Genomic DNA, 26,425 nt, shown 5'->3' on the forward strand with positions numbered 1-26,425 from the left:
AACCTCATGAACACCGCACCGAGCCTCTCGGTCGTCGTGTGCGCCTACACGCTCGACCGCTGGGAGGATCTCCAAGCCGCCATCACCTCCGTCCAGTCCCAGCGCCGGCCACCGGACGACGTCGTGCTGGTCGTCGACCACTGCCCGGAACTCCACCGGCTCGCAGGCCGTCTGCTGCACGGCGTCCGGGTACTGCCCAACCGGCAGCGCAAGGGTCTGTCAGGCGCCCGGAACACCGGCGTCGAAGCGGCCGTGGGGGACGTGGTGGCCTTCCTCGACGACGACGCGACCGCCCACCCCTCGTGGGCGGACCGCCTGCTGGCCGACTATCGCGACCCGCGGGTCGTCGGCGTCGGCGGGCTCGTCGTCCCCTGGTGGGAGACGGACCGGCCGGCCTGGTTCCCCCCGGAGTTCGACTGGGTGGTCGGCTGCTCGTACCGCGGTCTGCCCGAGGAACGCGCGCCGATACGCAACTTCATCGGGGCCAACATGTCCTTCCGCAAGGACGCGCTCGACACGACCGGCGGCTTCCGCACGGACCTCGGGCGGGTGGGCACACGGCCCCTGGGCTGCGAGGAGACGGAACTGTGCCTGCGCATCGCCTCCCGTCGCCCCGACACCGTACTGCTCTACGACCCCTCGGCCGCCGTCCGGCACCGGGTCCCCGCCGCACGCGCCACGTGGTCGTACTTCCGGTCCCGCTGCTACGCCGAGGGGCTCTCCAAAGCGCTGGTGGCCCGCTACAGCGACGGCCCCGCCGCCCTGTCCAGCGAGCGCGCCTACCTGACGAAGACGATCCCGCGCGCCTTCCGCGAGGCCCTGCGCCCGGGCCGGCCCGCTCCGGTGCGCACCGCCCTCGCCCTGGCCCTCGGGGTGAGCGCCACCGCCCTGGGATACGCCGTGGGCTCCGTGCGCGCCCGGCGCTCCGCCGTCCCCGCACCTCCCGCCCCGGCCCCCCGCGCGCCCGCACACGGGAGCCCGGCATGACGCACCAGCCCGTCCCCGTCCTCCTGTACCACTCGGTGTCCGCCGACCCGCCCGCGTGGATCGCCCCGTTCACGGTGAGCCCCCGCGTCTTCGCCGAGCAGCTCGGCCTCCTCGCCGACAGCGGCCTCGAGATCGTCCCGCTGCGGCGCCTGGTCGCCGCGGTGCGGGGCGGCCCGCCGCTGCCGGCCCGGTCGGCCGTGCTGACCTTCGACGACGGGTTCGCGGACTTCCACTCCACGGTGGCGCCGCTGCTCGCCGCCCGGGGCCTGCCGGCGACCCTCTACGTCACCACGGGCGCGCTGGGCGGACCGTACTGGCCGGCGGAGCACGGCAGTCTCTTCCCTCCCGCGCCGATGCTGACCTGGCGTCAGGTGCGGGAGCTGGACCCGCTCGTCGAGATCGGCGGGCACACCCGCACCCACCCGCAACTGGACACTCTCCCCCGGCAGGCCGCCCGGGAGGAGATCGAGGGCTGCAAGGCCCGCCTGGAGGACGCCCTCGGACATCGCGTCGACGCCTTCGCCTACCCCCACGGCTACTCCGACCGCGCGGTCCGCAGCCTGGTGGACGAGGCGGGCTGGACCTCGGCGACGGCCGTCCGGTACGGCTTCAGCTCCGGCGCGGACGAAGTGCTGCGCATCGCCCGGCTGATGGTGCGCGCCGACACGGCACGGGACCGGTTCCTGGCCTGGGCGCAGGGAGCGGGAGCACCCGTCGCGCCGTTTCCCGAGCCGGCCCGCACGAGGGCCTGGCGCAGGTACCGGCGGCTGCGCGCGGGCATCGACCTCCCTTACCCGTCGCTGCCCGCACCGGCGCGCTGACCTCCTTCACTCCTGCCAGATCCGCACCCAGTCCACCGTCATCCGGGCGGAGTCCACCGCCGCCGGCGGCGACCGGGGCACTCCGACGGCGAGATTGATCAGGACCTCCATGGGCACGTGAGGGATCCGCTCGGGCTCGGTCACCCGGAACCTGCGGACACCGTCGACGTACCAGCTCACCTCGTCGGGGGTCCAGAGCAGGCCGAAGACGTGATGCCTCTCCGGGAACGGGACAGGCCCGAATGTCCCCCGCGCCCGCTGGTCGCCTTCCGGGCTGCGCCAGTGCACGTACATCATGACCCGGTCCGTGCGCTCGAGGAACTCCATGATGTCCAGCTCGGGGGGCGTGAATTTGGACGCCGGCATCATCCAGAACGCGGGGAACATACCCGCCTGTGCGGGGATCCTGATGGACGCCTCGAAGTACCCGTACGTGAAGACGTGCCGGGGTTCGGCGTACCAGTCGTCCCGGCCGGTGGAGATCATGCCGGAGCGCCAGGGGTAGGTCCGGTCGTCGCTGCCGCGGGTGGAGCGCCGCTCGGCGTCGAGGCTGAGGTGCCCGTCGCCGACGGAGACCTGGCCGGGCAGGTACCACTGCTTTTCGTCGTTGCCGCTGTTGGTGCACCCGTCCTCGTTCCAGTCGTAGCAGGTCGCCCAGCGGTCGGTGTCGAGTTCCGAGCCGTCGAACTCGTCACGGAACGTCAGTTTCCAGTCCTGCGGGACGGGCTCGGGCCTGGGTGCCTCCGGCTCGGTGGCGCCGCAGCCCACGGCCAGCACCAGCGTCATCGCCAGGGTGGCCAGAGCGGCTCGCAGCCGTCGCGCGGGCACGGGGACTACCGCCGTTTTCCGGCCGCGACGGCGGCGGTGAGACGGCGCGCGGCGAAGCCGGTGCCCGTGACGAACCGCAGCAGCGGCCCGAAACTCGGCGCCGCCGCGAGCCCGGTGAAGTAGAGGCCGGGCGTGGAGGACTCGAACCCGGAGGTGAGCACCGGCGCCCCGGCGAAGACCCGCAGCGACCGCCTGAGGCCCGGCTCCAGCAGGTCCAGACGGCGCACGTCGACCCGGTAGCCGGTGGCGGCGAGGACGTGGTCGGCCACGATGTCCTCGGGCCGGCCGTACTGGTCGAGCAGCCGCAGGCGGACGACTCCGTAACCCGGCTCGGCGGCGACCAGCGTACGGCCGCACAGCACCGGGAAACGGCCCGCCGCCCGCTCCTTCAGCCACCAGGCACCGGACGGCCTCGGTACGGCGCGCAGCAACTCCATGCGCAGCGGTGCCGGGAGCCGGCGGTAGGCCGCCCCGCTGCGGCTGACGGCGCCCAGCAGCGGGCGCCCGCGGCCGAGCGGCGAGCCGGGCGGCCGGGAGCGGGCGCCCGTTCCGTTCGGTGGCGGCGGGTCGAAGAGGACGGCCGGGGTGCGGGCGACGACGGTGGGCCGGGCTCCGGCCTCGTGCAGCAGGGTGGCGCACTCGAGCGCGGACTGCCCGGCCCCGAGGACGGCCACCCGCTCCCCCGCGAAGCGGCGCAGGTCCGTGTGCTCGCTGCTGTGCGAGACGAGGCCTTGCTCGGCGCCCGCGCGCAATTTCCGCGGGACGTAGGCGAAGGGCACCGCGCCGGTGGCGAGCACCACGGAGGCGGCGAGCGGCTCCTCGCCGGAGTCGAGGAGCAGCCGGAAGCCGCCGTCCGCGGCCCGGATCCGCCGCACCCGGCAGGGCTCCAGTTCGGGCACTTGGTGCTCCTGGAACCACCGTCCGTAGTCGACGTACTCCTCGAGCGGCACCGGGCGGCGGTCGTCCGCCCGGGTCGGCCCCCGTGCCGCTTGGAAGTCCGCGAACCCGTAGCCGCGTTGCGGGGCCGCGATGGTGGAGGCGGCCGGGACGGTCTGCAGGAGCATGCCCTCGGGCATGTGAGCCCGCCATGACTCCATCGGCTGCCCGAAGACGCGGGGCCGCGCTCCGGCGGCGCGCAGATGGCAGGCGGTGGCCAGGCCGTACGGTCCGGCACCGACGACGGCGACGGTGACGCGGTCGCTCGGCCGGTCCGGGCGCCGTGTCCCGCCGGGCCGTTCGGGTGCCGGCCGGACCGTGGCGCCCGAGCCGTGCCGCGTGCCCGGCGCGGGCGGGGGCCGGCTGAGGGGTGCTGACGGTGCGCCGTCGGGGCCGGTGCGCCGCGCGCCGGGCCGGCGGCTGCCCGGGGTGGGCAGCAGGGCCAGCAGTGACGTGATGGCCGCCAGGGTGCCGATCACGCGGGCCGTGGTGAAGGAGTCGCTGAGGTAGAACGGCTCCACCGCGAGGAGCGCCAGGCACAGGCTGAGGGCCAGCGACAGGAACGCGGTCTCCACGACGAGCGGCCAGCCGCGGTCGTGCCAGGGCGTGGGCCTGGCCCACCGGGTGGCTGCGATCCCCGGGCACAGGAGCAGGAAGGCACAGACGATCAGCAGGCGCGGGACGCCCGCGTCCGCCAAGGTCGAGGTAGCGGCGAGCGCGATCCAGCCGGACAACGCGAGCCCGATGCGAAGCGGCCACCTCCACTGCGGCGGAAGGCTGGTGGGAAGCGTGGTCATGACGACTCACTCCGGTCGGGGTTCTGGTACCGGTAGACCACGGCGTCCTTGTTGCGGAACACCTGCACGAAGCCCCAGGTGTTCGACATCGCGGTGTCCATCCGCTGCATGGTGTCGGCGGGCAGGATGCCGTTCAGATAGCACTCGGCTGCCTGCGCGCGGCTGAGCACGATGTAGGCCGGCTCACGCACGGTGGCACCGTCGATGAACGGCTCCAGCCCCTCGATCGGGTCCTGCACCAGCCGCTGCCGGACCTTGAGTTCCTGTTCGTTGAGCTGGATCCGCGGGTGCTTGTCGTAGTTCATCTCCAGGCCGGGCACGTCCGAGGTGAGGGAGACGATCAGGGATCCGGGCGGTGTGGTGGCCGTGACGAAGCGGGTGGCGGCCACCTCGTCCTTGGTGAAGTAGTTGGCCGACTCCTTGCCGTAGTAGCCGAAGAGCAGTCCGCCGAGCATCGCCAGGAGCACCGGGGCGACCGCGAGCACGCGCAGCCGCGGATGTCTGCGGGACTCGAACAGCAGCGCCGAGACGAGGAGGGCGGCCGCGGGCAGCGCGAACAGATAGGCGCGGAAGATCATCTCGCCGCCGTAGGCGTTCGCGACGAGGACCGGCATCGGGGCGAGGACGAGCAGCGGCATGGCCGTGCGGCGGGTCCAGCGCCGGCTGACGAACGCGAGGGCCGCCATCAGGAACACCGCGGCGGACAGGCCCCGGTCGACCCAGGAGACCGTCACCTGTCCGGGGGCGGCGCCGCCCAGCGCCGCCAGCCCGGAGACCACGTTGGCGTCCGGCTGCAGCAGGGAGCTCACGAACTCGCTCAGATTGTCCGAGACGAACGGCCGGGCGACGGTGGCGTCCCAGGCCAGGGTGAGCAGCACCCCGGCGCCCAGCACCGGCAGCAGCACGCGTCTGTTGCGGCGCGGCAGCGACAGCGCGGCCAGCGCGCTGATCATCATCAGCGGGGTCAGGGGGTGCGAGCAGACGATCACCGCCATGATCAGCACCGCGGCCAGGAACCTGCCCGCGGGCCATGCCCTGGCCCTGGAGCCCAAAGGCCGCTCCGCCGACGCCCGCAGCTGTCCCGTCACCAGGGCGATCAGCGTGACGAAGAGCAGGAACGCGAACGCCTGGGGGGCGAAGTAGTCCTGCCCCACCCACGAGCAGGAGTAGTAGACCCAGACGGCTCCCCAGATCAGCCTGCGGTCGGTGGTCACGGACCGGTAGATCAGCAGCAGGGGGGCGATCAGCAGGGCGTTCACGACGGGCGGCGCCCACACCGCGTAGCCGAGGGACGACTCCAGGCCGGTGGCCTGCACCACCAGGGCGTTGAGGTGGAAGAAGCCCGGCCACTGGTCGTAGACGTCGAGTTTCTCCGCGCCGGGCACGTCGCCGCCGTTGCGGATCATGGCGTCGACGACCGCGACGTGCTTCCACGCCCAGCCGTAGCGGAGCGTGGGATACAGCAGGGCGGGCGTGGCGTGCAGGACCGCGATCAGGACGAGGACGTGGGCGGCGAACCAGCCGCCCCGGGTCCGCCGGTCGGACAGGGCCACGCAGAAGCCGAGGGCGAGCACCCCGAGGGCGACCCAGAAGAGCACCGGCAGCACCTGGAGCAGGCCCAGGTCGGTCATGGCGTTCAGGTTCACGTGGCGCAGGGAGAGCAGCCACAGGACGAGCGAGACGGGAAGGGCGGCCCGCGCCGCCCACTGCAGTGCCGTCGTCCGCCGCTGTCCGGGCGGTGCCAGCGCCGTGTCACCGGCTCGCCGCGGCTCGACGGTGGCACGCGGCGCCCACTGACCCGTCATCAGCGGCGAACGCTTGCCCATGGAGATGCCTCCCGCACGGCGGGTGCGACGACCAGGCCGGGGAACGCCTCTCGGCGGCGCTTCCTTCATCGGCCCACATCAGCGATCCATGCCGACCGATACGCGGCATAAGTGCTAAAAATTACGTTACTGCCGTTTGGTGCGACCGGCAGCGCGATGGAACCGGCCATCAGAGGAGTGCAGTGACGCCACGAGTGAGGACCTCGTCCCGGCCGGTGCGCCGCATGCGGACGTCGCTCGTCGCCGCCTCCGCCGCCCTGGCGGCGCTCCTGCCGGTCGCGGGCTGCGGCTCCTCTGGCCGGGACGACGACGTCCCCCGGCCGGACCACATCGTGGTGGTCGTCGAGGAGAACCGCGGCTACGAGGACATCATCGGCTCGCCCGATGCCCCGTTCATCAACGACCTGGCCCGCAAGGGCGCCAACCTCACGCAGTTCTTCGCCATCACGTATCCGAGCCAGCCGAACTATCTGGCCCTGTTCTCCGGTTCCACGCAGGGCGTCGACAACGACTGCCCGAACGACTTCACCTCCCGCAACCTCGCTTCCCTGCTGCTGCAGGCCGACCTGACGTTCACCGGTTACGCGGAGAGCCTGCCGAGAGTCGGCTTCAAGGGCTGCACCAGCGGCCCGTACGTACGCCGGCACGCGCCGTGGGTGAACTTCACGAACCTGCCGGACTCCGTCAACCGCCCGTGGACGGATTTCCCCGAGGACTTCTCGGACCTGCCGCACGTCTCCTTCGTCGTGCCGAACCTCGAGAACGACATGCACGACGGCGGCATCGAACGGGGCGACGCCTGGCTGCGCGAGAACCTCGGGGACTACGCGGAGTGGGCCATGACCAACAACAGCCTCCTGGTGGTCACCTGGGACGAGGACGAGGGCGGCGAGGACGAGGACAACCACATCCCGACCGTCGTCGTCGGCGAGCAGGTGGAGCCGGGCGACCACGACCAGCCGAACAACCTGTACGGGCTGTTGCGCACGATCCTGGACGCCTACGACCTCGACCAGCTCGGCCACAGCGCCGATGCCGAGCCCCTGGACATCTGGAAGGACCGCGCCTGAGCGGCGCCCCTCAGGCGTCCTGGAACCGGATCACGCGTTTGACGGCCGTCCGCAGCCCGCGCTCGACCGCGGAGAGGGGCAGCCGTTCCCGCCAGTAGCGGGGAGACGGGCGGCTCACCGCCCCGAAACCGGCCTTGAAGTGCTCCAGCGAGGAGCCCGGGGCTGACTCGCCCAGGTCGAAGATCCGGCAGCCCTGCTCGCACGCCTCCTCGACGGCCAGCCGGTACAGCAGCGGCGTGGCCCGGACCGGATGGGCCACGTCCCGGTTCATGGCCGCCCGCCAGAACTTGGCGTGCGGGCCGTGCCGGAGGACCACGATGGCCGCGGCGGGCTCCCCGGCGTCCCAGGCCACCCAGAGCGCGCAGGACGCGCCGAAGCGGGCGGCCACCGCGGCCAGCCGCTCGGTGGGGAACTCCCGTCTCCGGCGCCACCGGGCCAGCGCCGGCGGCTCGTGCTGCTGTGCGGCCCAACGCTCGATCGACTGGTCGTACAGCTGCTGGAAGACGGGGACGAGCCGACCGGTGCGGTCCACCTCCACGTCGAGGTGCGCCTTCTCGGCGCGCTTGACGTCACGCCGGACCCGGGTGTGGAAGCGGTCCCGCCACACCGTTTCGAAGCCGCCGTCGAGGTCCACCGCCTGGTTCGTGTGGGACTCCAGCCGGAAGATGCCCGGGGCGGCCCGCTCCCACAGCTCCGCGCCCTGCGGCCGGAAACGCACGCCGACGCGCAGGGCGGGCCGGTGCGCCAGGTCGTCGAAGAGCGCCCGTGCCTGCTCGGGACCCACGACGCCCCCGGGGGTCACCGGCCCGCCGATCCCCCAGCCGGCCGGCCAGGACTCCTCCGTGTCCAGCCGGCGGGGGCGCCGCCTCCTGCTGACGAGTGGCAGGACGATCCGGCTGCCGTCGGGAAACGCGTAGAGGCGGCTGGCGTCCCGGTACGGCCCGGTCTCGCACAGGCAGTCGAGCCAGGTCGGTGTCTGCGTGACGCTGAGGTCCGCGTCCCGCTCGGCCAGCTCCCACCAGATCGGGCGGGGCGCGGGGGTCGTGACGTGGGCGGGACCGGCCGCGGTGTCGATCACGAGTTCGGCGGGCGCGTTCACGGTGTCCTCCCGCGGGGGCGTGGGCTCGGCGCCGTCGCCTGCGCCGGGGCCTCGCCCTCGTGCGCCAGCACCTCGCCGAGGACCGACACGACGTTGTCGGCGACCCAGCGGTGGCTGCGCGCGTACCGGGCCGATTTCTCCAGGTTCCCCGCGACGTGCCACAGCCAGGTCAGCACGGTGACGGCCGTTTCCCCCCGGGTGCCGAGTTCCAGGGCCCGCGCCTCGGCCAGCAGCCGCCGGTCCTCGGGCCTGAGGGAGGCACGCCGTACGACATCGGCGACGACCTCGCCGAACTCCCGGCCGGCGAGCTGGTGCCGCAGGGTCAGCACGAAGGTGTGGCAGTCGAGCAGGGTGGGGCCCTCCGGGACGGCGCCGGCCCAGTCGATCACCCCGGACAGCGTCCCGTGGTCCCGCGACAGCAGCACGTTCCCGGGGTGGAAGTCGCCGTGCGTCCACCCCACCAGCAGCCGGCGCCCGGTCAGCTCCCGCTCCAGGAGTTCCCGCACGGTCGCCAGCGCTTCCGCGCCCTCACCCCGGCGGCACCAGCGGACCTCCTCCGTGAGGACGTCCAGCCGGGGCTCCACCCAGTCGGCCACCCGGGGTGTGACGTCCTTCGTCCGTCCGGTGGCGAGGTGCAGTTCGCGGATCGCCGAGAGGGCGGACACGGCGATCCGGCGGGCCGGCCCCGGGGAACTCCGCAGGAACGCGTCGGCCCCGACGCCCGGCAGGCAGGACTCCACCACCACCGGCAGCTGACCCTCCAGGCGGCTTTCCCGCACGACGGGAAGCAGCCGCCGCCATGAACCGAGACGCTCGTCCCGGGCCAGCAGTCGCACGGCCTCGCACTCGTGCGCCAGCGATACGGCCGCGCGTGCGCTGCGGGGGTGTTTGACCAAGGCGGCCTGCGCACCGCCGCCGTCGAGCCGGAAGACGAGGAGGTCGGAGAAGGTCCGCCGCGGCCGGTACGGGTCACCGCCGGCGCCGAGCGAGTCCGCGAGCCTGCGGGCCGCCAGCAGATCGGCGGGACGCGTCAGAAGAGGGGCGGGGCGCAGCGGCAGGAGGCCTCTCAGCTCCTCGGTCAACGTCATCCGGCACTTCCTTCAGCCTGATGCCCCGCACATACCCCGCATATCGCCTCTTTTCATCATCGGCGCAGCTCGGTTGAGGTGCTACTCGGCCGCGATCGTGTATGTGTACGTCGTAGGAGTCCCGCTCCGTCCTTCCGCACACCGAGGAGGCAGCATGGCGAACAGCCGTGGACCACGGGAGGCCCGGCGCGCCAGCGACCGCGGCCGGTACGGCCGGCTGAACCGGGAGCGGGTGCTGGCCAGCGCCCTGCAGCTGGTGGACCGCGAAGGACTCTCGGCGTTGAGCATGCGCCGTCTCGGTACCGAGCTCGGCGTCGAGGCCATGGCGCTCTACCGGTACGCCTCGAGCAAGGACTCCCTGCTCGACGGGCTGGTCGAGGCCCTGTATCTGGAGCTGGAGGAGCGGCTGGCCGAGGACCCGGGCGAGGACGCGGACTGGCGGGCCGGGCTGCACCGGATCGCCCGCGCGACCTACGACGTGTGCCTCACGCACCCCCAGGCGGTGCCGCTGCTCGCCACGCGTCTGCTGGCGGTGCCGCTGGCACGGCGGCCCGGCGCGGTGCTGCGGGACCACGAGCGGGTGCTCGCACTGCTGCGGGGCGCCGGTTTCGGCGAGGCGGCCGCGGCCGGCATGTTCCGCGCCTTCACCGCCTGGCTGCTGGGCTATGTGTCCGTGGAGCTGCGCCCCATGGTGGACAACCCCGACGAGACCGATCCCGCCTTCCGGCTGGGGCTGCACCGGCTGTCCCCCAAGGACCTGCCGACGCTGCGGGAGACGGCGGCCGCGCTCGCCGAGCGGGGCGGTCCCGAGGGCCTCGCGGCCGGTCTGGACGCCCTGCTCGACAGCTTCACCGGTGGCTCTTCCTCCGCAGCATCCGGCTGAACGGCGTCTGAGTGCGCTCCAGGCGCTCGCCGTCCACCGTGATGTCCACGACCTCGTTGAAGAAGGCGACCCGCCCCCGGATCGCCGCGACCGCGGGCAGCGGCTCCGGGTAGGCCCAGAGGATGTCGGGCGGTACGTCGCCCTCGCCGCGCCAGGACCAGTACGCGGCGGTGCCCTTGTAGGGGCAGCCGGTGCTGTGGTCGGTGGCGTCGAACAGGTCGAGGCGGACGTCCTCGCGGGGGAGGTAGTACCGCGTGGGCAGAGACGTCTCGAAGAGCAGGACCGGCGCGTGGCTGTCCGCGACGACCCGCCCGTCGATCTCGACCCGGACGTGGCGGCTGCTCGCCAGCACGTCCACGCGTTTGTGCGGGTCACGGGGATGGATGAAGATCTCCTCGTCCTCCTCGTACCAGTGGTCGAGGCCCGTGTCGGCACGCAGGAACCACTCGAAGGCGATGTGGCCGGCCAAGTCGTCGGCGGGGAACGTCCAGGCCGCGTTCTGTCGCACGTCGCCGTCGGCGTCGAGGTCGTAGAAGACCCGGGAGCCGGTGTGTGCGCCGACGGGCGGGCTCTTCGCCGGGTGGAGGAGGTCGGTGCGGACCTCCTCGCGCGGGAAGGCGTACTGCGGCACGGGCAGGTGGGGTTCCCAGACGAGGACCGGGTGCCGGCTGTCGACGACGGTGACGTCGCCCTTGCGGCCGCGCACCCAGCGCTCGCTGGGCTCCCACATGAGGCCTTCCGCAGTGGTTCTGATCGACTGGGCGGCGGGGCGGGCCGGGCGGATTCTCATGGCCGGTGCTCCTTCCGGGAGGTCCGGATGTCCGGTTCCCTCCACGGTCCCACGGTCCGGCCCCCCGACTCAGGGGTCCTTGCACTGTGCCCGCCCGGGTCGTGCGGCCTGGCACCGCGCCTCGCCGCGTTGCCCAACCGCCCAGGTAGCTCCGCTACCAGGGCACTTAGGCGCGTTGCGATGCACGGCACCGGACCACGCGACCTGATCGGACGGTCATGGTGCAAGGACCCCTCAGTGCGCCGCGTCCAGCCGGGCTCGCTGCTCGGCGGTCAGTTCCAGGTCGACCGCCGCCAGGTTCTCCTCCAGCTGGGCCACCGAGGAGACCCCGGCGAGCGGCACGATCGGCAGTCGGCCGCCGATCTGCCAGGCGAGCACGACCTGGTTGACGGTCGCGCCGGTCTCCCGGGCCACGTCATGGAGCACCGCGCGGCGGGCCGGGGTGCCGGGATGGTCGAAGTCGGCGGGCAGCCGCTCGGGGCGGGTGTAGGCGCCCTTCAGCAGCGGCGAGTAGGCGACCAGGGTCAGGCCCGGTTCGGCCCTGAGGTAGTCGAGCAGATCGGGGCCGGCGTGGCCGAGGCTGCCGTCCGGGAAGAGGGCGTCGGGTACGTCGGTGCGGGGGCGCAGGTGGGTGTGCGCGTACTGCAGCACCTCGTAGCCGGGCAGTCCGGCCGCGGCGGCCAGGGCCCGGGCCCGCTCGACGCGCCAGGTGGCGTGGTTGCTGACGCCGAGCAGTCCGACGGTGCCCTCGGCGACCAGTCCGGCGAAGGCCTCGACCGTCTCCTGGAGCGGGACGGTGCGGTCCTCGATGTGGGCGTACAGCACGTCGATCCTGGCCACGCCGAGCCGGTCTCGACTGCGTGCGGCGGACTCGCGGATCACCTTCGCCGACAGGCCCTCGGGGTTGTCGACGTAGCTGGTGCCAGGTGCCAGGGGGCGGGCGCCGAGCTTGGTCGCGATGACGATCTCGTCGCCGATGCCGCGGCTGCGCCGCCATCGGCCGAGGAGTTCCTCGCTCTGGCCGCCCTGGCCGCCGTCGACCCAGAAGGCGTAGTTGTCGGACGTGTCGATGAAGTTCCCACCGGCTTCGACGTAGCGGTCGAGCACGGCGAAGGACGTCGCCTCGTCCGTCACCGAGCCGAACAGCATCGCGCCGAGCGCGAGCACGCTCACCTCGCGGCGGGTTCGGGGGTCCGTGCCGATCGTGCGGTACTTCATGGCTGGTGCTCCCTCCTGCATTGCCCCGGGTGTCGGGGCTCGGGGAGGAGTCTTCAGCCTGGAGTGCTCTCCAAGGCAAGGGCGCAGGCACCGGGAAGCGGGGAGAGGGCGTACACACGACGAAGAGCCCCGCAGGCATCGGCCTGCGGGGCCCTTCGCACCGTCGGGACGACAGGATTTGAACCTGCGACCCCTTGACCCCCAGTCAAGTGCGCTACCAAGCTGCGCCACGTCCCGGTGCGCGCCACCCGCCGTGACCGGCGTGATCGCGCGAACAGCACTTTACCCCACACCCCTGCCCGCGCCGAAAGCGGGCCGGGCGGGACAATCGGCGTATGGGCAGCACAGGAGAGACCTACTCGGGCCGGCCGGGCGACGCACGGGACCGCGACAGCGAGGGCCGGGCGCGCAACGCCCGGCCGCGGGACGGTCTCGGACGGCCCCTGCCGTACGGCGAGGACGGCGTGCCCCGGCAGCCCGAGGGCGTGGTCCGCACCCCGGAGGAGTCCGTCACCGAGGCGCAGCGGCTGCTGGACGAGGGGAAACCCTTCCACGCGCACGAGGTCTTCGAGGACGCCTGGAAGTCGGGGCCCGAGGAGGAGCGTGAGCTGTGGAGGGGGCTGGCCCAGCTCGCCGTGGGGCTCACGCATGCCGCACGCGGCAACCTCACGGGCGGGGCGCGCCTGCTGAGGCGCGGGGCGGGCGCGGCCGAGGCGTGGGTGTCCGGCTCCGGGCAGCCGCGGCCGCACGGGATCGACATCGGGGGCGTGGCCGCGTGGGCGCGGGAGCTGGCCGGGGAGGTGGAGCGGGAGGGCCGGGCCGTGGATGCGGGGGCGCGGGCGCCCCGGCTGCGGGGAGCGGGCGCGGGGCGCTGACCCGGGACGACGCCGGAGGCGCGCTCGCCCGGCACTGACCCGGCACGCGACAGCCGTCCTGTCAGTGGCCTGCGGCAGACTCGACGCGTGCGAAAGATCCATGTCATCGGTATCGGCGCGGGCGACCCCGACCATCTGACCCTGCAGGCGGTCCGGGCCATGCGGGACACGGACGTGTTCTTCGTCCTCGACAAGGGCGAGGTGACCTCGGACCTCATCAGGTTGCGCCGGGACATGCTCGGCACGCACCTGCCGCAGGGGACGTACCGGGTCGTCGAGGCACGCGACCCGGAGCGGGACCGCGTGGCCGACGGTACGGCCTACGCCTTGGCCGTCGGGGACTGGCGCGGGGCCCGGGCCGGCGTCTACGAGCGGCTGATCGTGGAGGAGCTCGGCGAGGAGCAGACCGGCGCGTTCCTGGTGTGGGGCGATCCCTCGCTGTACGACAGCACGTCGGCGATCCTGGAGGAGGTGCTGGAGCGCGGCGCCGTGGCGTTCGAGTACGACGTCCTGCCCGGCATCAGCAGCGTCTCGGCGCTCGCCGCCCGGCACCGGACGGGTCTCAGCCGCGTCGCCCGGCCGGTGCAGATCACCACGGGCCGACGGCTCGCCGAGGGTCTCCCGGAGGGCGTGGACGACGTGGTCGTGATGCTCGACGCCCGCCGGGCCTTCCGGCAGTTCACGGACGAGGACATCGACATCTACTGGGGTGCCTACCTCGGCACCCAGGACGAGATCCTCGTCTCCGGCCCGATCGCCGAGGCGGCGCCCCGCATCGAGCGCCTGCGGGCCGAGGCCCGCGAGCGGAAGGGCTGGATCATGGACACCTACCTGCTGCGCAGGCACCCCCGTGACTGATACGACCGGGGCTCCCAGCACCGGGCAACGGGCGGATGTTCGAGCAGGCGCACATAGCCCACAGGTGTGACGCGGACCGGCGGCAGCACCTCGGGCGGCATCCGGCGCCGCGCCGCGATCGGCCCGAGACCGCCCACGGAGACCATGATGGTCGGGGACGACGTGTCCGACGTGCTGGCGGCGCAGCGGGCGGGGATCACCGGGGTCCTCATGCGGACCGGCAAGTTCCAGGCGAAGTCGCTGCGGGCCGCCGACGGATCGCCCGGCCATGTGATCGACTCGTTCGCGGATCTCCCGGCGCTGCTGCGGGGGTCAGCGCAGCAGTAGTTGCAGGCCGCCGACGATCGTGGCCGCGATGACCAACTGCTCGAACAGCCGCTGGTTGATTTTGTGCACCGCCCACTTCCCGAACAGCGCGCCGGGCACGACGAACACCACGAGTGCCAGGTCGAGGAGGAGCGAGCGGCCGTCGATCAGGCCCAGCCCGGCGCTGAAGGGCAGCTTGGCGACGTTGACGATCAGGAAGAAGAACGCCGACGTGCCGAGGAAGCCGAGCTTGCGGAAGCCTGCCGACAGCAGGTACATCGACATCACCGGGCCGCCCGCGTTGGCGACCATGGTGGTGAAACCGCCGAGAACGCCGTAGGCGCGGGCCTTGAGACGGCCGGCCCGGGTGGTGACCGGCTCCGGCTCCTCCTCCGTGTCCGCCGTTCGCCTGCGCCACACGGTCACGGCCGCCATCAGCAGCAGGATCGCGCCGATCGACGTCCGTACGATCGCGTCGTCGGCCCACATCAGGAACACGGTGCCGACGACGACGCCCGCGGCGACCGCGGGGAAGAGCCGCCACAGCGTGGGCCAGTGCGCGTGCCGCCGGTAGGTGGCGACGGCGAGGAGGTCTCCGGCGATCAGGACCGGCAGCAGCACGCCGGTGGAGGCGCGGGCGGGCAGCACCGCGGCGAAGAGGGCGAGGCTGACGGTGTTGGCCCCGCTCACGGCGGTCTTGGAGAAGCCGACGAGCAGGGCCGCGAAGGCGAGGGCGGCGAACTCCCAGCCGGTGATGTGCCAGAGTGTCATGGTGTTCATGCGAACACCGATGCTATGGGCGACGAACCGGTGGAGTAAGCGCCGTCTCGCCTGGTGGGCCCGGACGCAACGTTCGTGGTCAATACGGCTAGTGCCGCTCGACGAGCACCGCGCTCCCCTGTCCCACGCCGACACACATCGTCGCCAGCCCCCGCTCCGCCCCCGTGCGCCGCATCCGGTGCAGCAGCGTCGTCAGGACGCGGGCGCCCGAGCAGCCGAGGGGATGGCCGAGGGCGATGGCGCCGCCGCTCGGGTTGACCAGCTCCGGGTCGATGCCGAGCTGGTCCACGCAGGCCAGGGCCTGGGCCGCGAACGCCTCGTTGAACTCGGCCTCCTGCAGGTCGCCGACGCTCCAGCCGGCGCGGCTGAGCACCTTCCGGGTGGCGGGGACCGGGCCGATGCCCATGACGTCGGGGTGGACTCCGGCGGAGGCGCCGGCGACGTAGCGGCCCAGGGACTCCAGGCCGAGCTCGTTCAGCGCCTCCTCACTGACCAGGAGGAGGCCGGCGGCGCCGTCGTTCATCGGTGAGGCGTTGCCCGCGGTGACCGTGCCGCCCTCCCGGAAGACCGGCTTCAGGCGCGCCAGCTTCTCGTACGAGGTGTCCTCGCGGACGCACTCGTCGGTGTCGACGACCACCCCGTCGGGGCGTTCCACGGGCAGCAGTTCGTCGTCGAAGTGGCCGTTCTTGCGGGCCAGGGCGGCCCGTTGGTGGCTGCGCAGCGCGAAGTCGTCCTGGCGTTCGCGCGGGATGCCGTACCGCGCGGCGACCTCTTCGGCCGTCTCGCCCATGGCCAGCAGGCCGTGCAGGTCACGCATCGCCGGGTTGACCAGGCGCCAGCCGAGGCGGGTGTCGGCGGTCTCGATGCGGTGGGGCAGGGCCTCGTCGGGGCGGGGAAGCACGAAGGGGGCGCGGCTCATCGACTCGGAGCCGCCCGCGATGACGATGTCGGCCTCGCCGGCGGCGATGGTGCGGGCGGCCGTGGTCACGGCCTCCAGGCCGGAGGCGCAGAGGCGGTTGACGGTTGCGCCGGGCACGGAGTCGGGCAGGCCGGCCAGCAGCGCGGCCATGCGGGCGACGTTGCGGTTGTCCTCGCCGGCCTGGTTGGCGGCGCCCCAGTAGACGTCGTCGATCCGGGCCAGGTCGAGCGCGGGCACGTCGCCGGCCAGGGCGCGCACGACGGTCGCCGCGAGGTCGTCGGGCCGTACCGAGGACAGGGATCCCCGGAGCTTGCCGATGGGGGTGCGGCGGGCGGCCGCGAAATGGACGGGACGCACGGGAGGACTCCTCACACCGCCTGCTAATTAGCACCGCTAGTTTTGAACTATAGCCCCTCGGTCCACCCTTGTGAAGATTTCGGGGGTGGAAGTGCTCTCGAAGGGCGTTATCGCAGGCCTGGACCCCGGTATCCGCGCTTCCGCAACGGGTTTGCCCCAGAGGCGCCCGGGGCACCCGCGCGTTCATGGAGTGGTTGCGGAGCGCCGCCTGCGTGGACGAGGACCCCGAGCTGTTCTTTCCCGTGGGCACCACGGGACCCGCCGTGCGGGACGTCACCGCCGCGAAGCGGATCTGCGCCCGCTGTCCGGTCACCGACGACTGCCTGAGCTACGCCCTGAGCAACGGCCAGGCCACGGGCGTGTGGGGCGGCACCTGCGAGGAGGAGCGCGACGCACTGCTCCGGACCACGAGGAACGACGCGAGAAGGAGAAGCGCCCTATGACGGCTGTGAGGAGCACTCTGCCCGACGAGGCCCGACGGGTCGCCTGCGAGGCACTCCAGGACACCCTGGTGGATCTGCTCGGACTCTCGCTCATCGGGAAGCAGGCGCACTGGAACATCGTCGGACCGCGGTTCCGCTCCATCCACCTCCAGCTCGACGAGGTGGTCTCGGCGGCGCGGAACTTCGCCGACACGGTGGCCGAGCGCTCCGCGGCCCTCGGCGTGCCGCCGGACGGCCGCCCGGAGACCGTCGCCAAGACCTTCACGCTGCCCGCCCCGAAGGAGGGCTGGGTGCGCGACTCGGACGCCGTGCAGGTGATGGCGCAGGCGCTGCGGGACGCGATCGCCCGGCTGCGCGAGCGCGTCGACGCGACCGAGAAGGCGGACGCCGTCACCCAGGACCTGCTGATCGGCATCACCGCGGAGCTGGAGAAGCAGCACTGGATGTTCGAGGCCGAGAACGTCCCGAGCGGGGGCTGACCATCCGCCTCCGGCGGTGAACGCCCGAGGCACAGCCGTACGTCCGGCCGTGCGCGTCGACGAGTACCCGTACGACGCGTACGGCCGGACGTGCGCAGCCGGGGCGGGCATCCGGCCGGAAGGGCACCAAGGGCTGCCCCTCACCCGAGCAACCACCCGCCGTCCACGGTCAGTTCGACCGCGTTGACCGACCGGTTCCGCAGCAGGAAGTCCACCGCGTCGACCACGTCCGCCATCGTGGTGAGCCGTCCCGTGGGCGTCTCGGTGCGCAGCGCGACGAGCACCCTCTCCGGTTTGGCCTGCCAGTACGGGCTGTCGCCGACGACACCGGGGTGCACGGCGTTGACCCGGACGGGAGCGAGCTCCACGGCGAGGGAGTTCATCAGGCCGCGCACCCCCGCGTTGACCGTCGCCACCGTCGTCGCGCCCGGATAGGGGCGTTCCTTCGCCTGGCCGCCGAAGAGCACGATGGCGCTGTCGTCGTGCAGCCGGGGCCGCAGGGTGTGCACGACCTCCGTGTAGCCGACGAGCTTGAGGGTGACCAGGCGCAGGGCGGCGTCGATGTCGTACTCGGTCACCTTGTTGTCGTCCCGGGAGACACCGGCGATCACCAGGTCGTCGACGCGACCCACGTCGGCCAGCGCCGCCGCGATCTCCAGCGGCCGCGCCAGGTCGACGGCGAGTCCGCGCGCCCCGACCTCCTCCGCGACCGCGCCGGCCCGCTGGGCGTCGCGGCTGGTGAGCATCACGTCGTCTCCGCGCCCGGCGCGCGCACGGGCGAACTCGAGACCGATCCCGGACGTGCCGCCGACGACGAGCACACTGCTCATGAGCCCTCCTTCAGTGCCGTGCGCAGGTAGTCCCAGTCCCGCGTGAACCGGTACGAGTGCCGTGCCGGCGGCTGCGGCGCCTGCGTCTCCAGCCAGCGCAGCGGCCCCTGCCCGGCGTTGACGAACCCGTGCACACAGCCGGTGCCCGCCCAGGCCAGATCGCCGGGTTCCAGTCGGTACCGCTCGCCGTCGAGAGTGGCCTCGGCCACGCCGTCGAGGATCAGGTACGTCTCCTCGAAGGGGTGGTCGTGGGTGCCGATGACCCCCTCGGAGGCGTACTGCACCATGAACATCGTCGAGGCGACCGCGCCCAGATCGCTGTCGATCATCATCTTCACCGTGATGTCGCTGTAGACCAGCAGCGCGGTGCGCATGCTCGCCGTGACGGCCAGCAGGTCCTGGGACTGCTTGCCCGGGTCCATCTGGTCGGGTTCGAAGTGCCCGAAGGAGCGCGTGCGCGGGTCGCGGACGTCGATCCGGGCGGGCTCGCGCGCGGGCAGGCCGGGCACCGCCTGCGTGTCGTGTCCGTAGCGGGCCCGCGGTACGGGGGCCAGCATGTCCGCCCAGCGCCCGCCGGTGTCCCCGGCGCCGCGCCAGGCGTGCGGGACCCCGATCGGCAGCAGGCCGTAGTCGCCCTCCGCCAGGAGGTACGAACCCTCGGGCACGTCGAGGACCACGGTCCCGTCGAGGACGAAGAAGGTCTCCTCGTACGCGTGCACATGGGCGGACACGCTGCCGTCCGGGCGCAGTTCGCACCGGCCGAAGCCGGTGTGCACACTGCCGTCGTCCTCGCCGACCAGCGTCCGCCGCCGGTGCCCGTGGGCGTCGTACGGCGGCTCGGCCAGGTCGGCGGCGCGGCGCACCAGGTGGTTCGTCATGCCGTCGCCTTCGCCCCCTTCGCCTCCTTCGCCGCGAGGAGCCGGTCGCGGGACTCCTCCACGAGCCGCAGCGCGCGTGCCGTGTCGGCGCGCAGTCTGCCGTCGCGCTTGCGGATGACGCCGTCGACGAGGACGGTGTCCACGTTGGACACGTCGGCGCACAGCGCCACGGCGGCCGCCGCGTCGTGTAGGGGGGCGACGTTCGGCGCGGTGGCGTCGATCGCGACGATGTCGGCGCGCTTGCCGGGCGTGAGGGAGCCGGTGCGATCCTCCAGTCCCGCGACGTGCGCGCCGTTGACCGTGGCGATCTCCAGCATCCGGCGCGCGGTCAGCATGGTGCTGGGTGCCGGCAGGTTGGCCTGCCAGCAGTCGGCGTTGACCCGGGCCCGTTCGGCGCCGAAGGCCGCGCGGATCTGGGTGAACATGTCGCCGGGCACGGTGGTGACCACGTCGATGCTGAGCGAGGGCCGCAGGCCGTGCTCGATCGCCTGCATCACGGGCGGCCAGCCGTGCCCCATCTGCAGCTCCACCTGCGGCGCGATGGACACGGTGCCGCCGCTGTCGGCGACCATCCGCCACTCTTCCTCACTGAAGTAGCAGCAGTGGACGTAGGTGGTGTCCGGGCCGAGGAGGCCCAGCCCGTGCAGCTGCCTGACCATGCCGAAGCGGCCGGCCAGCCGGCCCATGGCCACGTGCACGGTGATCGGGATACCCAGCTCGCGCGCCATGGCCCATTCGGCGGTGACGACCTCGTTGACGCAGAAGCCGGGGCCGCGCGTGGCGAGGGCCATGGTCAGCAGACCGTCGTCGGACGCGAAGTGCGTCGACCGGATCCGCCGTACGTCGTCCGCCGGCATCGCGATCCTGCTCTCGAACCAGTAGTCGGCGAGGGAGGTGTTGGCGCTGCCGTACGCGTACCGGGCTCGGATGCCGGACTCCGCCAGGCCCTGGATCGCCGCGTCCGGGTGCTCGGGCGTGTTGTTGATGTGCGACCAGTCGACGAGTGTCGTGATGCCGGCGTTGAGGCATTCCAGCGCCCCCGCGAGGTTGCCGGCGTAGACGTCCTCCGGGGTGTACAGGGGTGCGAAGGTGTCGAGGATGTCGACGAAGTAGTCGTCGAGGGTGGCGTCGGGGGCGACGCCCCTGATGGGAGCCTCCCAGGTGTGGCGGTGGGTGTCGACGAAGCCGGGGATCACGATGTGGCCGCTCAGGTCCAGGACTTCGGCGTCGGCGGTGATCCCGGGCTCGACGGCGGCGATCCTGCCGTCCTCGACGAGGACGTCCCCCTGGGGCAGGTCCCCGATGCCGGGGTCCATCGAGATCACGTGACCGGAGCGCAGCAGGGTCCTTGTGGTCATCGCGCTTCCTCCCGTGGGATGTGCGGTGCGTGGATCAGTAGGCGGCGAGTGCGCGGACCGCCGTGACGACCTTGTCGACGGTGGGGATCACCCGCTCCTCCAGCGCGTCGGCGAACGGCAGCGGGACGCACTCCCCCGCCACCCGCCGCAGGGGCGCGTCCAGCAGGCCGAAGCCCTCGTCGGCGAGGACGGAGACGACGGTGGCGCCCCAGCCGCCCTGGTACGGGTTCTCCTCCACGGTCACGAGCCGCGAGGTCTTCCCCAGTGAGGCGAGGACGGTCGCGATGTCGAGAGGGACCAGGCAGCGCAGATCGACCACCTCCGCCTCGATGCCCTCCCCCGACAGCCGGTCGGCGGCTTTCAGGGCCAGCGGCACCGTCGCGGCCAGGGCGACGAGCGTGACGTCGGCGCCCTCACGGACGACGGCGGCCCGGCCCAGCTCGACGAGGTGATCCGGCGGGGGCGGGGCGCCCTTGGTGGACAGGAGTGCCTTGTGCTCGAAGAAGACAACGGGGTCGTCGCTGCGGACCGCCGCCGCCATCATGCCGATCACGTCGGCGGGTGCCGCCGGTGCGGCGATCTTCAGGCCGGGCACGGTCAGCGCCCAGTTCTCGGTGGCCTGGGAGTGCTGCGCGCCGAAGCCGAGCCCGCCGCCGTTGGCGGTGCGTACGACGAGGGGGACGGTCACCTGGCCGCCTGTCATGTAGCGGACCTTGGGGATCTCGTTGGCGAGGTAGTCCCAGCAGCAGGCCAGGAAGTCGGAGAACATGATCTCCACGACGGGTCGCATCCCGGTCATGGCGGCGCCCATCGCCGCACCCACGATGGCCTGTTCGGATATGGGCGTGTCCCACACCCGCTCGGGCCCGAACTCCGTCAGCAGCCCCACGGTCGTCTTGAACACCCCTCCGGCCGCGCCGATGTCCTCCCCGAGGCACACCACCGACGTGTCCCGGCGCATCTCGCGGGCGAGGCCCTCGGCGACCGCGTCGCGGTAGCTGATCACGTCCGCCATGCGGCACCTCCGTCCGCCCACACGTCGGTCAGCGCCTCCCGCGGATCGGGGGCCGGAGCGGCCCTCGCCGCCTCGACGGCCCGCTCCACGACGGCCCGGGCCCGCTCGTCGGCCGCCGCGATGCTCTCCTCCCCGGCCCCCAGCTCGGCGAGGCGTCCCCGTGCGAGGTCCAACGGGTCGTGCTTGAGCCACCGTTCGACCTCCTCGGCCGGGCGGTAGGTCGCCGGGTCGGCCCGGCTGTGCCCGAAGTGACGGTAGGTCTCGGCCTCCAGCACGGCCGGCCCGTCTCCGGCCCGGGCCCGCCGTGCCAGCCGCTGCACCGCCTCCTCGACGGCCACGACGTCGTTGCCGTCGACGACCTCGCCCGGGATGCCATGGGCGGGCGCCCGGTCGGCGGCGGGACGGGACACCGCCGTGACATCGGCGATGGGGGTGTACTCCATGTAGAAGTTGTTCTCGCACACGAACAGCACCGGCAGCTTCCAGACGGCGGCCAGGTTGAGCGACTCGTGGAAGGCGCCGATGTTGGTCGCTCCGTCGCCGAAGAAGGCGACCGCGAGCTGGTCGGTGCCGCGCAACCGGGCCGACCAGGCCGCGCCGACCGCCATCGGCAGATGGGAGCCGACGATGGCGTAGGAGCCGAGCATGCCGGTGGCCGCCTTGGTCAGGTGCATGGAGCCGCCCTTGGCCCTGCACAGCCCGGTCGCGCGGCTCATCAGCTCGGCGAGGCACTCCTCGGGGGTGGCGCCCCGGGCGAGGGCATGGTGGTGGCCCCTGTAGGTGGCGAACACATAGTCGTCCGGGCACAGGGCGGCGCTCGCGCCCACTGCGATCGCCTCCTGCCCGGCCGCGAGATGGGTGGTGCCTTTCACCAGGCCCTGCAGGAAGAGGTCGTGGGCGGCCTTCTCCGTACGGCGGATGACGGCCATCCGCTCGTAGCGGTCGAGGAGTGCGGTCACGTCCATCGGCGGTCCTCGTCGCCGGTCCGTGAGCGGTCCCCGGTGTTGAGGTGGGACTGCGCCTCGCGGCGGGTGTCCAGTTCACCGCCCACCGTCCAGTACTTGCGGCCGGCCACCAGCAGATCCTCCGCGGGGAACTTGGTGATGACCTCGCAGCCGTCCGCCGTGACGACGAGTTCCTCCTCGATGCGGGCGGCGGACCAGCCGTCGGCGGCCGGCCAGTACGTCTCCAGGGCGAACACCATGCCCTCTTCCAGGACTTCGGGGTGATCGAGGGAGACCAGACGGCTGAAGATCGGCTTCTCCCAGATCGACAGGCCGACGCCGTGGCCGTACTGGAGGGCGAAGGCGGCCGTCTCGTCCGTGAAGCCGAAATCCTCGGCGTGCGGCCACACCTGCACGACGTCGGCCGTGGTCGCGCCCGGCCGGACGAGCGCGATCGCCTCGTCCATGTACTCCCGGCAGCGCACATAGGCGTCCCGTTGAGCCGGCGAGGCGCTGCCCACGGCGAAGGTGCGGTAGTAGCAGGTGCGGTAGCCGAGATGACTGTGCAGGATGTCGAAGAAGGCGGGGTCGCCCGGGCGGATCAGGCGGTCGCTGTAGACGTGCGGATGCGGTGAACAGCGCTCGCCCGAGATGGCGTTGACGCCCTCGACGTACTCGCTGCCGAGGTCGTACAGGACTTTGCTGACCACGCCGACGCACTCGTTCTCGCGCACGCCCGGGCGCAGGTGTCCGTACAGCTCCTCGTAGGCCGCGTCGACCATGGCGCAGGCCTGGGTGAGCAGGGCGATCTCGTCTCCTGTCTTGATGCGGCGGGCCTCCAGGAAGACCTGCTGCCCGTCGACGACGTCGATGCCCTCGGCGCGCAGCGCGGTGAGGACAGGCATCTCGGCGACGTCGACGCCGAGCGGTTCGGCGGCGACGCCGTGCTCGCGCAGCTCGGCGGCGATCTTGGCGGCGACGTCCTCGGCGATGCCCGCGTCCGGGTGGAAGGCGCCGCGCAGGGTGGAGATGCCGGCGCGGGCACCGGTGGGCGGGCCGCCCCGGCCGTCGCTGTAGTCGAGCCACGGGTTGTACAGCTGGTGGTGGCGGGCGGCGGAGCCGAAGTCCCAGACGACCGGTTCGCCGTCGCGCACGAGCAGGGCGAAGCGGATCAGTTTGTCCATCGCCCAGGTGCCGATGTAGGTGGCCGTCATGTAACGGATGTTGGCGAAGTCGAAGCTGAGGACGGCGCCCAGCGCGGAGCGGTTCAGGGATTCGTGCAGCCGGGCAAGCCGCTGCCCGCGCAGCCGGTCCAGGTCGACGCGCTCTTCCCAGTCGACGGCGTTGGGGCCGTATGTGCGGATCGCCATGGCGACCACCCCCACTTCGGAGTGAACGCCCGGGTGCAGCGGGTGTCAAGTGTCACTGAACATCGCCCGAGACGAACCAGACGCCCACAGCCGGTACCTCTCCATCGTTGCGGTAGCGGTGGGGAGTCGTCGACTCGAAGCAGACGGAGTCGCCCGGGCGCAGCGTGTACTCGTCGAAACCGAGGGTGAGGATCAGCTCGCCGGAGGTCAGATGGCCGTACTCGGTCCCCGGGTGCCGCATCAGGGCCCCGGAGCCGGAGGAGGCCCCGCCGGGCCGGTACGTCACCAGCAGGAAGTCCGCGTCCGCCCCGGGCACCCGGCCGAGCCGCTCCCACACGACCCCCGAGTCCAGCTCCAGCGTCTCGCGCTCCCCGGCGCCGACCAGCGGGCCGATACGCCGGTCCGGTTCGGCCGCGAAGGCGGCGAGCGCGTGCGGGACGGTGCCGGGCGGGCTCGCGCCGGCCGTCGGCGAGGGGACCCGCGCGTCGAAGAGGGACTCGACGGAGATCCCCAGAACCGTCGTGATCGCGTACAGGGTGCTGACGGACGGCTGGCTCTTGCCGGTCTCGATCTGCGACACGAGACTCGCCGACACACCGATCTCTCGCGCCAGCGCACGCAGGCTCATCCCGCGTTCCAGACGCGCCTGCCGCATACGCGCCCCGACGGGCGGCACATCGGCGGGTGACACGGGGGGCTCCTCTGCTCGGACGGCGTGTGCAGCTTCATTGAACAGCGCGCGGGAACCCGGGCGCCACCATTTCCCCGCCGGGAACAGCACGCCGGAACCGGGACGCGGCTTCTTCCCCGCCGGGAACCCCACGTCGCCCGCCGCGAGCTCCGGCCAGCGGCACAGGGCTGCCGGCAGCTCTCTCCCGCCCGGCCCCTCCGACAGCCGCGCCCGCTCTGCCGATTCCCGGGACAGCGTGATCATCAAAGCGGCACAATGACGACGACCGTTCGGTCGTTCGGTCGTTCGGTCGTTCGGGCGAGGAGAGGACGAGTCGTGAGTGATGGCCACACCCCTTCGGGAGGGTCGGCGCGGCTGAACACCGGTGTGGCGCACAACGCGCGCGTGTGGAACTACTGGATCGGCGGCAAGGACAACTACGAGGTCGACCAGCAGGTCGGCGAGCACGTCGCCGGCATGTTCCCGATCATCCGGGACATCGCCCGGGCGGACCGCGACTTCCTCGGCCGGGCCGTGTCGTTCCTGGCCGGTGAGCGCGGCGTGCGGCAGTTCCTCGACATCGGCACGGGCCTGCCGACGGCGGACAACACCCACGAGATCGCCCAGCGGATCGCGCCCGACTCCCGCATCGTCTACGTCGACAACGACCCGATCGTGCTGGTGCACGCCCGCACACTGCTGACCGGCACACCCGACGGCGCCACCGCGTACATCGACGCCGACGTGCACGACCCGGACGCCATCCTCGAACGTGCCGCGAGCACCCTCGACCTCACCCGCCCGGTCGCCGTGATGCTGCTGGGCATCCTCAACTTCGTCCTGGACATCGACAAGGCCCGGGACATCGTGCGCCGCATGATGTCCGCCGTTCCCTCCGGCAGCTTCCTGGTCCTCACCCACCCGACCTTCGACGACGAACTCGGCGGCGCCGGCCAGATCCCGGCCATGGAGTTCTGGAACGAGAACGCCACTCCCCCGATCACCGCCCGCAGCGGCGCGGACATCGCCACGTTCTTCGAGGGGCTGGAGCCGCTGGAGCCGGGCATGGTGTCGTGCGGGCAGTGGCGGGCCGAGCCCGGCTCGGCCGTCCTGGTACCGCAGTACGGCGCGGTGGCCGTCAAAGCCTGACGCGCGGCGTCCGGGCCGCGGGGGACCGAGGAGCAGCGACGGATGACCACCCTGGCCGATCCCGTGCCCGGCGGCCCCGGCGACGTCGAGCGGGCCGCCGAGCGGGGAGCTCGCCGGCGCGGGGTGTGCACGGCCTGCCGGAGAACATCGATCGGGCGTGTGGACGGTCACAGTTCTCCCGGAACGGCTACCCAGGAAGTCCGAACGGCTGAAAGTATGATCAAGCAATGTCTGACATGACCGAGACCACGCCCGGCTGGCTGTCCTCCGACGAGCTGGAGATGGCGCGCGCCCGTATGCCGATCCTGTACGTCGAGGCCGTCCCGGTACGCGTCGACGACAGCGGCGAAGTCACCAGCGTCGGCCTGCTGCTGCGCATCGGACCCGACGGTACGGTCAGCCGGACGTTGGTCTCCGGCCGCGTGCTGCACCACGAACGTGTCCGCGACGCCCTCCTGCGCCATCTGGAGAAGGACCTCGGGCCGGTCGCCCTGCCCCGCGTGCCGGCCTCGCTCCAGCCGTTCACGGTCGCGGAGTACTTCCCGACGCACGGCATCACGCCGTACCACGACCCCCGTCAGCACGCGGTGTCCCTCGCGTACATCGTGCCGGTGACAGGCGACTGCCGGCCCCGGCAGGACGCGCTCGACCTGGTGTGGTTCAGCCCGCAGGAGGCCGTCTCACAGGCGGTGCAGAGCGAGATGCCGGGCGGCCACGGGGTGCTGCTGAAGCAGGCGCTGGCGCATGCGGGGTGTGTGATCTGACCCTCCGGTGCGCCGACGAAGGGACCTCGTCGACGCGGCCTGTCGACACGCCGCCGCACGATCCGTTCGTCGTTGCCGAAGGTCGCG

At 72.4% G+C, this 26,425-nt stretch carries 26 protein-coding genes, 1 tRNA gene and 1 pseudogene; 11 read left to right on the plus strand and 17 right to left on the minus strand.

Annotated elements, in window-relative coordinates:
* Positions 1-6: 6 nt before the first annotated feature.
* Complete coding sequence (locus ACWD1U_RS09870; protein WP_451106057.1) at positions 7-987, plus strand: glycosyltransferase family 2 protein; 981 nt, start codon at positions 7-9, stop codon at positions 985-987.
* Positions 984-1,808, plus strand: a complete 825-nt coding sequence (locus ACWD1U_RS09875; RefSeq protein WP_451106059.1) for a polysaccharide deacetylase family protein — start codon at positions 984-986, stop codon at positions 1,806-1,808. The genes ACWD1U_RS09870 and ACWD1U_RS09875 overlap by 4 nt, the downstream gene beginning before the upstream one ends.
* Before the next feature lie 6 nt (positions 1,809-1,814).
* On the opposite strand, the gene ACWD1U_RS09880 is transcribed toward ACWD1U_RS09875, so the two are convergent.
* From ACWD1U_RS09880 to ACWD1U_RS09890, 3 genes are read right to left on the minus strand one after another with little or no spacing between them, the layout of a single operon-like run.
* Complete coding sequence (locus ACWD1U_RS09880; RefSeq protein ID WP_451106061.1) at positions 1,815-2,636, minus strand: glycoside hydrolase family 16 protein; 822 nt, start codon at positions 2,634-2,636, stop codon at positions 1,815-1,817.
* 5 nt (positions 2,637-2,641) lie between these two features.
* Positions 2,642-4,369 (minus strand): NAD(P)-binding domain-containing protein, encoded by a 1,728-nt coding sequence (locus tag ACWD1U_RS09885; RefSeq protein WP_451106062.1) that lies wholly within the window; start codon positions 4,367-4,369, stop codon positions 2,642-2,644.
* Positions 4,366-6,195, minus strand: a complete 1,830-nt coding sequence (locus tag ACWD1U_RS09890) for a glycosyltransferase (protein WP_451106064.1) — start codon at positions 6,193-6,195, stop codon at positions 4,366-4,368. Before ACWD1U_RS09890 ends, ACWD1U_RS09885 begins: the two co-directional genes overlap by 4 nt.
* Before the next feature lie 224 nt (positions 6,196-6,419).
* Here ACWD1U_RS09890 and ACWD1U_RS09895 point away from each other — a divergent pair, with 224 nt between their 5' ends.
* A complete protein-coding gene (locus ACWD1U_RS09895) occupies positions 6,420-7,265 on the plus strand; it encodes an alkaline phosphatase family protein (RefSeq protein ID WP_451106065.1) in 846 nt (281 codons plus the stop codon).
* Positions 7,266-7,275: 10 nt separating this feature from the next.
* Here ACWD1U_RS09895 and ACWD1U_RS09900 read toward each other — a convergent pair whose 3' ends face one another.
* Entirely contained in the window at positions 7,276-8,364 is a 1,089-nt protein-coding gene (locus tag ACWD1U_RS09900; RefSeq protein ID WP_451106067.1) for a GNAT family N-acetyltransferase, read from the minus strand.
* A complete protein-coding gene (locus ACWD1U_RS09905; RefSeq protein ID WP_451106068.1) occupies positions 8,361-9,452 on the minus strand; it encodes a phosphotransferase family protein in 1,092 nt (363 codons plus the stop codon). Before ACWD1U_RS09905 ends, ACWD1U_RS09900 begins: the two co-directional genes overlap by 4 nt.
* A gap of 154 nt (positions 9,453-9,606) precedes the next feature.
* On the opposite strand from ACWD1U_RS09905, the gene ACWD1U_RS09910 reads away from it, so the two are divergent.
* Positions 9,607-10,335 carry a TetR/AcrR family transcriptional regulator gene (locus tag ACWD1U_RS09910; protein ID WP_451106070.1) on the plus strand — a complete coding sequence of 243 codons (729 nt, stop codon included), beginning with the start codon at positions 9,607-9,609 and terminating at the stop codon, positions 10,333-10,335.
* Here the strand turns inward: ACWD1U_RS09910 and ACWD1U_RS09915 are convergent.
* The 3 genes from ACWD1U_RS09915 to ACWD1U_RS09925 form a co-directional block, all read right to left on the minus strand.
* On the minus strand, positions 10,301-11,125 hold the full coding sequence (locus ACWD1U_RS09915) for a DUF427 domain-containing protein (protein WP_451106072.1): 825 nt from the start codon (positions 11,123-11,125) through the stop codon (positions 10,301-10,303). The two genes, ACWD1U_RS09910 and ACWD1U_RS09915, sit on opposite strands and share 35 nt — an antisense overlap.
* A gap of 234 nt (positions 11,126-11,359) precedes the next feature.
* Positions 11,360-12,343 carry an aldo/keto reductase gene (locus tag ACWD1U_RS09920; protein ID WP_451106074.1) on the minus strand — a complete coding sequence of 328 codons (984 nt, stop codon included), beginning with the start codon at positions 12,341-12,343 and terminating at the stop codon, positions 11,360-11,362.
* A 163-nt stretch (positions 12,344-12,506) separates the two neighbouring features.
* Positions 12,507-12,580 (minus strand) — tRNA-Pro (locus ACWD1U_RS09925).
* A gap of 98 nt (positions 12,581-12,678) precedes the next feature.
* Here ACWD1U_RS09925 and ACWD1U_RS09930 point away from each other — a divergent pair.
* The 3 genes and pseudogenes from ACWD1U_RS09930 to ACWD1U_RS09940 all read left to right on the plus strand — a co-directional run.
* Positions 12,679-13,218 carry a DUF309 domain-containing protein gene (locus tag ACWD1U_RS09930; protein ID WP_451106075.1) on the plus strand — a complete coding sequence of 180 codons (540 nt, stop codon included), beginning with the start codon at positions 12,679-12,681 and terminating at the stop codon, positions 13,216-13,218.
* 87 nt (positions 13,219-13,305) lie between these two features.
* Positions 13,306-14,076, plus strand: coding sequence for a precorrin-6A synthase (deacetylating) (cobF, locus tag ACWD1U_RS09935; RefSeq protein WP_451106077.1), 771 nt, complete (start codon positions 13,306-13,308; stop codon positions 14,074-14,076).
* A gap of 138 nt (positions 14,077-14,214) precedes the next feature.
* Positions 14,215-14,403, plus strand: a pseudogene (locus ACWD1U_RS09940) (HAD hydrolase-like protein); the annotation flags it as partial.
* On the opposite strand, the gene ACWD1U_RS09945 reads toward ACWD1U_RS09940, so the two are convergent.
* Together ACWD1U_RS09945 and ACWD1U_RS09950 are read right to left on the minus strand one after the other, a co-directional pair.
* Positions 14,389-15,162, minus strand: a complete 774-nt coding sequence (locus ACWD1U_RS09945) for a sulfite exporter TauE/SafE family protein (RefSeq protein WP_451106078.1) — start codon at positions 15,160-15,162, stop codon at positions 14,389-14,391. The pseudogene ACWD1U_RS09940 and the gene ACWD1U_RS09945 sit on opposite strands and share 15 nt — an antisense overlap.
* Before the next feature lie 88 nt (positions 15,163-15,250).
* A complete protein-coding gene (locus ACWD1U_RS09950) occupies positions 15,251-16,438 on the minus strand; it encodes a thiolase family protein (protein ID WP_451106079.1) in 1,188 nt (395 codons plus the stop codon).
* 185 nt (positions 16,439-16,623) lie between these two features.
* Here ACWD1U_RS09950 and ACWD1U_RS09955 point away from each other — a divergent pair, with 185 nt between their 5' ends.
* Positions 16,624-16,881, plus strand: a complete 258-nt coding sequence (locus ACWD1U_RS09955; protein ID WP_451106081.1) for a WhiB family transcriptional regulator — start codon at positions 16,624-16,626, stop codon at positions 16,879-16,881.
* Entirely contained in the window at positions 16,878-17,360 is a 483-nt protein-coding gene (locus ACWD1U_RS09960; protein WP_451106082.1) for a Dps family protein, read from the plus strand. Before ACWD1U_RS09955 ends, ACWD1U_RS09960 begins: the two co-directional genes overlap by 4 nt.
* A 140-nt stretch (positions 17,361-17,500) precedes the next feature.
* Here ACWD1U_RS09960 and ACWD1U_RS09965 read toward each other — a convergent pair whose 3' ends face one another.
* From ACWD1U_RS09965 to ACWD1U_RS09995, 7 genes are read right to left on the minus strand one after another with little or no spacing between them, the layout of a single operon-like run.
* Positions 17,501-18,190, minus strand: coding sequence for an SDR family oxidoreductase (locus tag ACWD1U_RS09965; RefSeq protein ID WP_451106084.1), 690 nt, complete (start codon positions 18,188-18,190; stop codon positions 17,501-17,503).
* A complete protein-coding gene (locus tag ACWD1U_RS09970) occupies positions 18,187-19,068 on the minus strand; it encodes a cupin domain-containing protein (protein WP_451106086.1) in 882 nt (293 codons plus the stop codon). Before ACWD1U_RS09970 ends, ACWD1U_RS09965 begins: the two co-directional genes overlap by 4 nt.
* Positions 19,065-20,426, minus strand: a complete 1,362-nt coding sequence (locus ACWD1U_RS09975) for an amidohydrolase family protein (RefSeq protein WP_451106088.1) — start codon at positions 20,424-20,426, stop codon at positions 19,065-19,067. Before ACWD1U_RS09975 ends, ACWD1U_RS09970 begins: the two co-directional genes overlap by 4 nt.
* Before the next feature lie 34 nt (positions 20,427-20,460).
* Positions 20,461-21,441: an alpha-ketoacid dehydrogenase subunit beta gene (locus ACWD1U_RS09980; RefSeq protein WP_451106089.1), complete on the minus strand. Its 981-nt coding sequence runs from the start codon at positions 21,439-21,441 to the stop codon at positions 20,461-20,463.
* A complete protein-coding gene (locus ACWD1U_RS09985) occupies positions 21,429-22,406 on the minus strand; it encodes a thiamine pyrophosphate-dependent dehydrogenase E1 component subunit alpha (RefSeq protein WP_451106091.1) in 978 nt (325 codons plus the stop codon). Before ACWD1U_RS09985 ends, ACWD1U_RS09980 begins: the two co-directional genes overlap by 13 nt.
* Positions 22,397-23,755, minus strand: coding sequence for a M24 family metallopeptidase (locus ACWD1U_RS09990; protein WP_451106093.1), 1,359 nt, complete (start codon positions 23,753-23,755; stop codon positions 22,397-22,399). Before ACWD1U_RS09990 ends, ACWD1U_RS09985 begins: the two co-directional genes overlap by 10 nt.
* Before the next feature lie 52 nt (positions 23,756-23,807).
* Positions 23,808-24,446 carry a helix-turn-helix domain-containing protein gene (locus ACWD1U_RS09995; protein WP_451106095.1) on the minus strand — a complete coding sequence of 213 codons (639 nt, stop codon included), beginning with the start codon at positions 24,444-24,446 and terminating at the stop codon, positions 23,808-23,810.
* Positions 24,447-24,761: 315 nt separating this feature from the next.
* Between ACWD1U_RS09995 and ACWD1U_RS10000 the strand changes: the two genes are divergently transcribed.
* The gene (locus tag ACWD1U_RS10000) at positions 24,762-25,574 is read left to right on the plus strand and encodes an SAM-dependent methyltransferase (protein ID WP_451106097.1); all 813 of its coding nucleotides are present in this window, start codon (positions 24,762-24,764) and stop codon (positions 25,572-25,574) included.
* A 236-nt stretch (positions 25,575-25,810) separates the two neighbouring features.
* A complete protein-coding gene (locus ACWD1U_RS10005) occupies positions 25,811-26,338 on the plus strand; it encodes an NUDIX hydrolase family protein (protein ID WP_451106417.1) in 528 nt (175 codons plus the stop codon).
* The last annotated feature ends 87 nt before the right edge of the window (positions 26,339-26,425 follow it).

It is taken from the genome of Streptomyces sp. NPDC002788 (assembly GCF_053592115.1).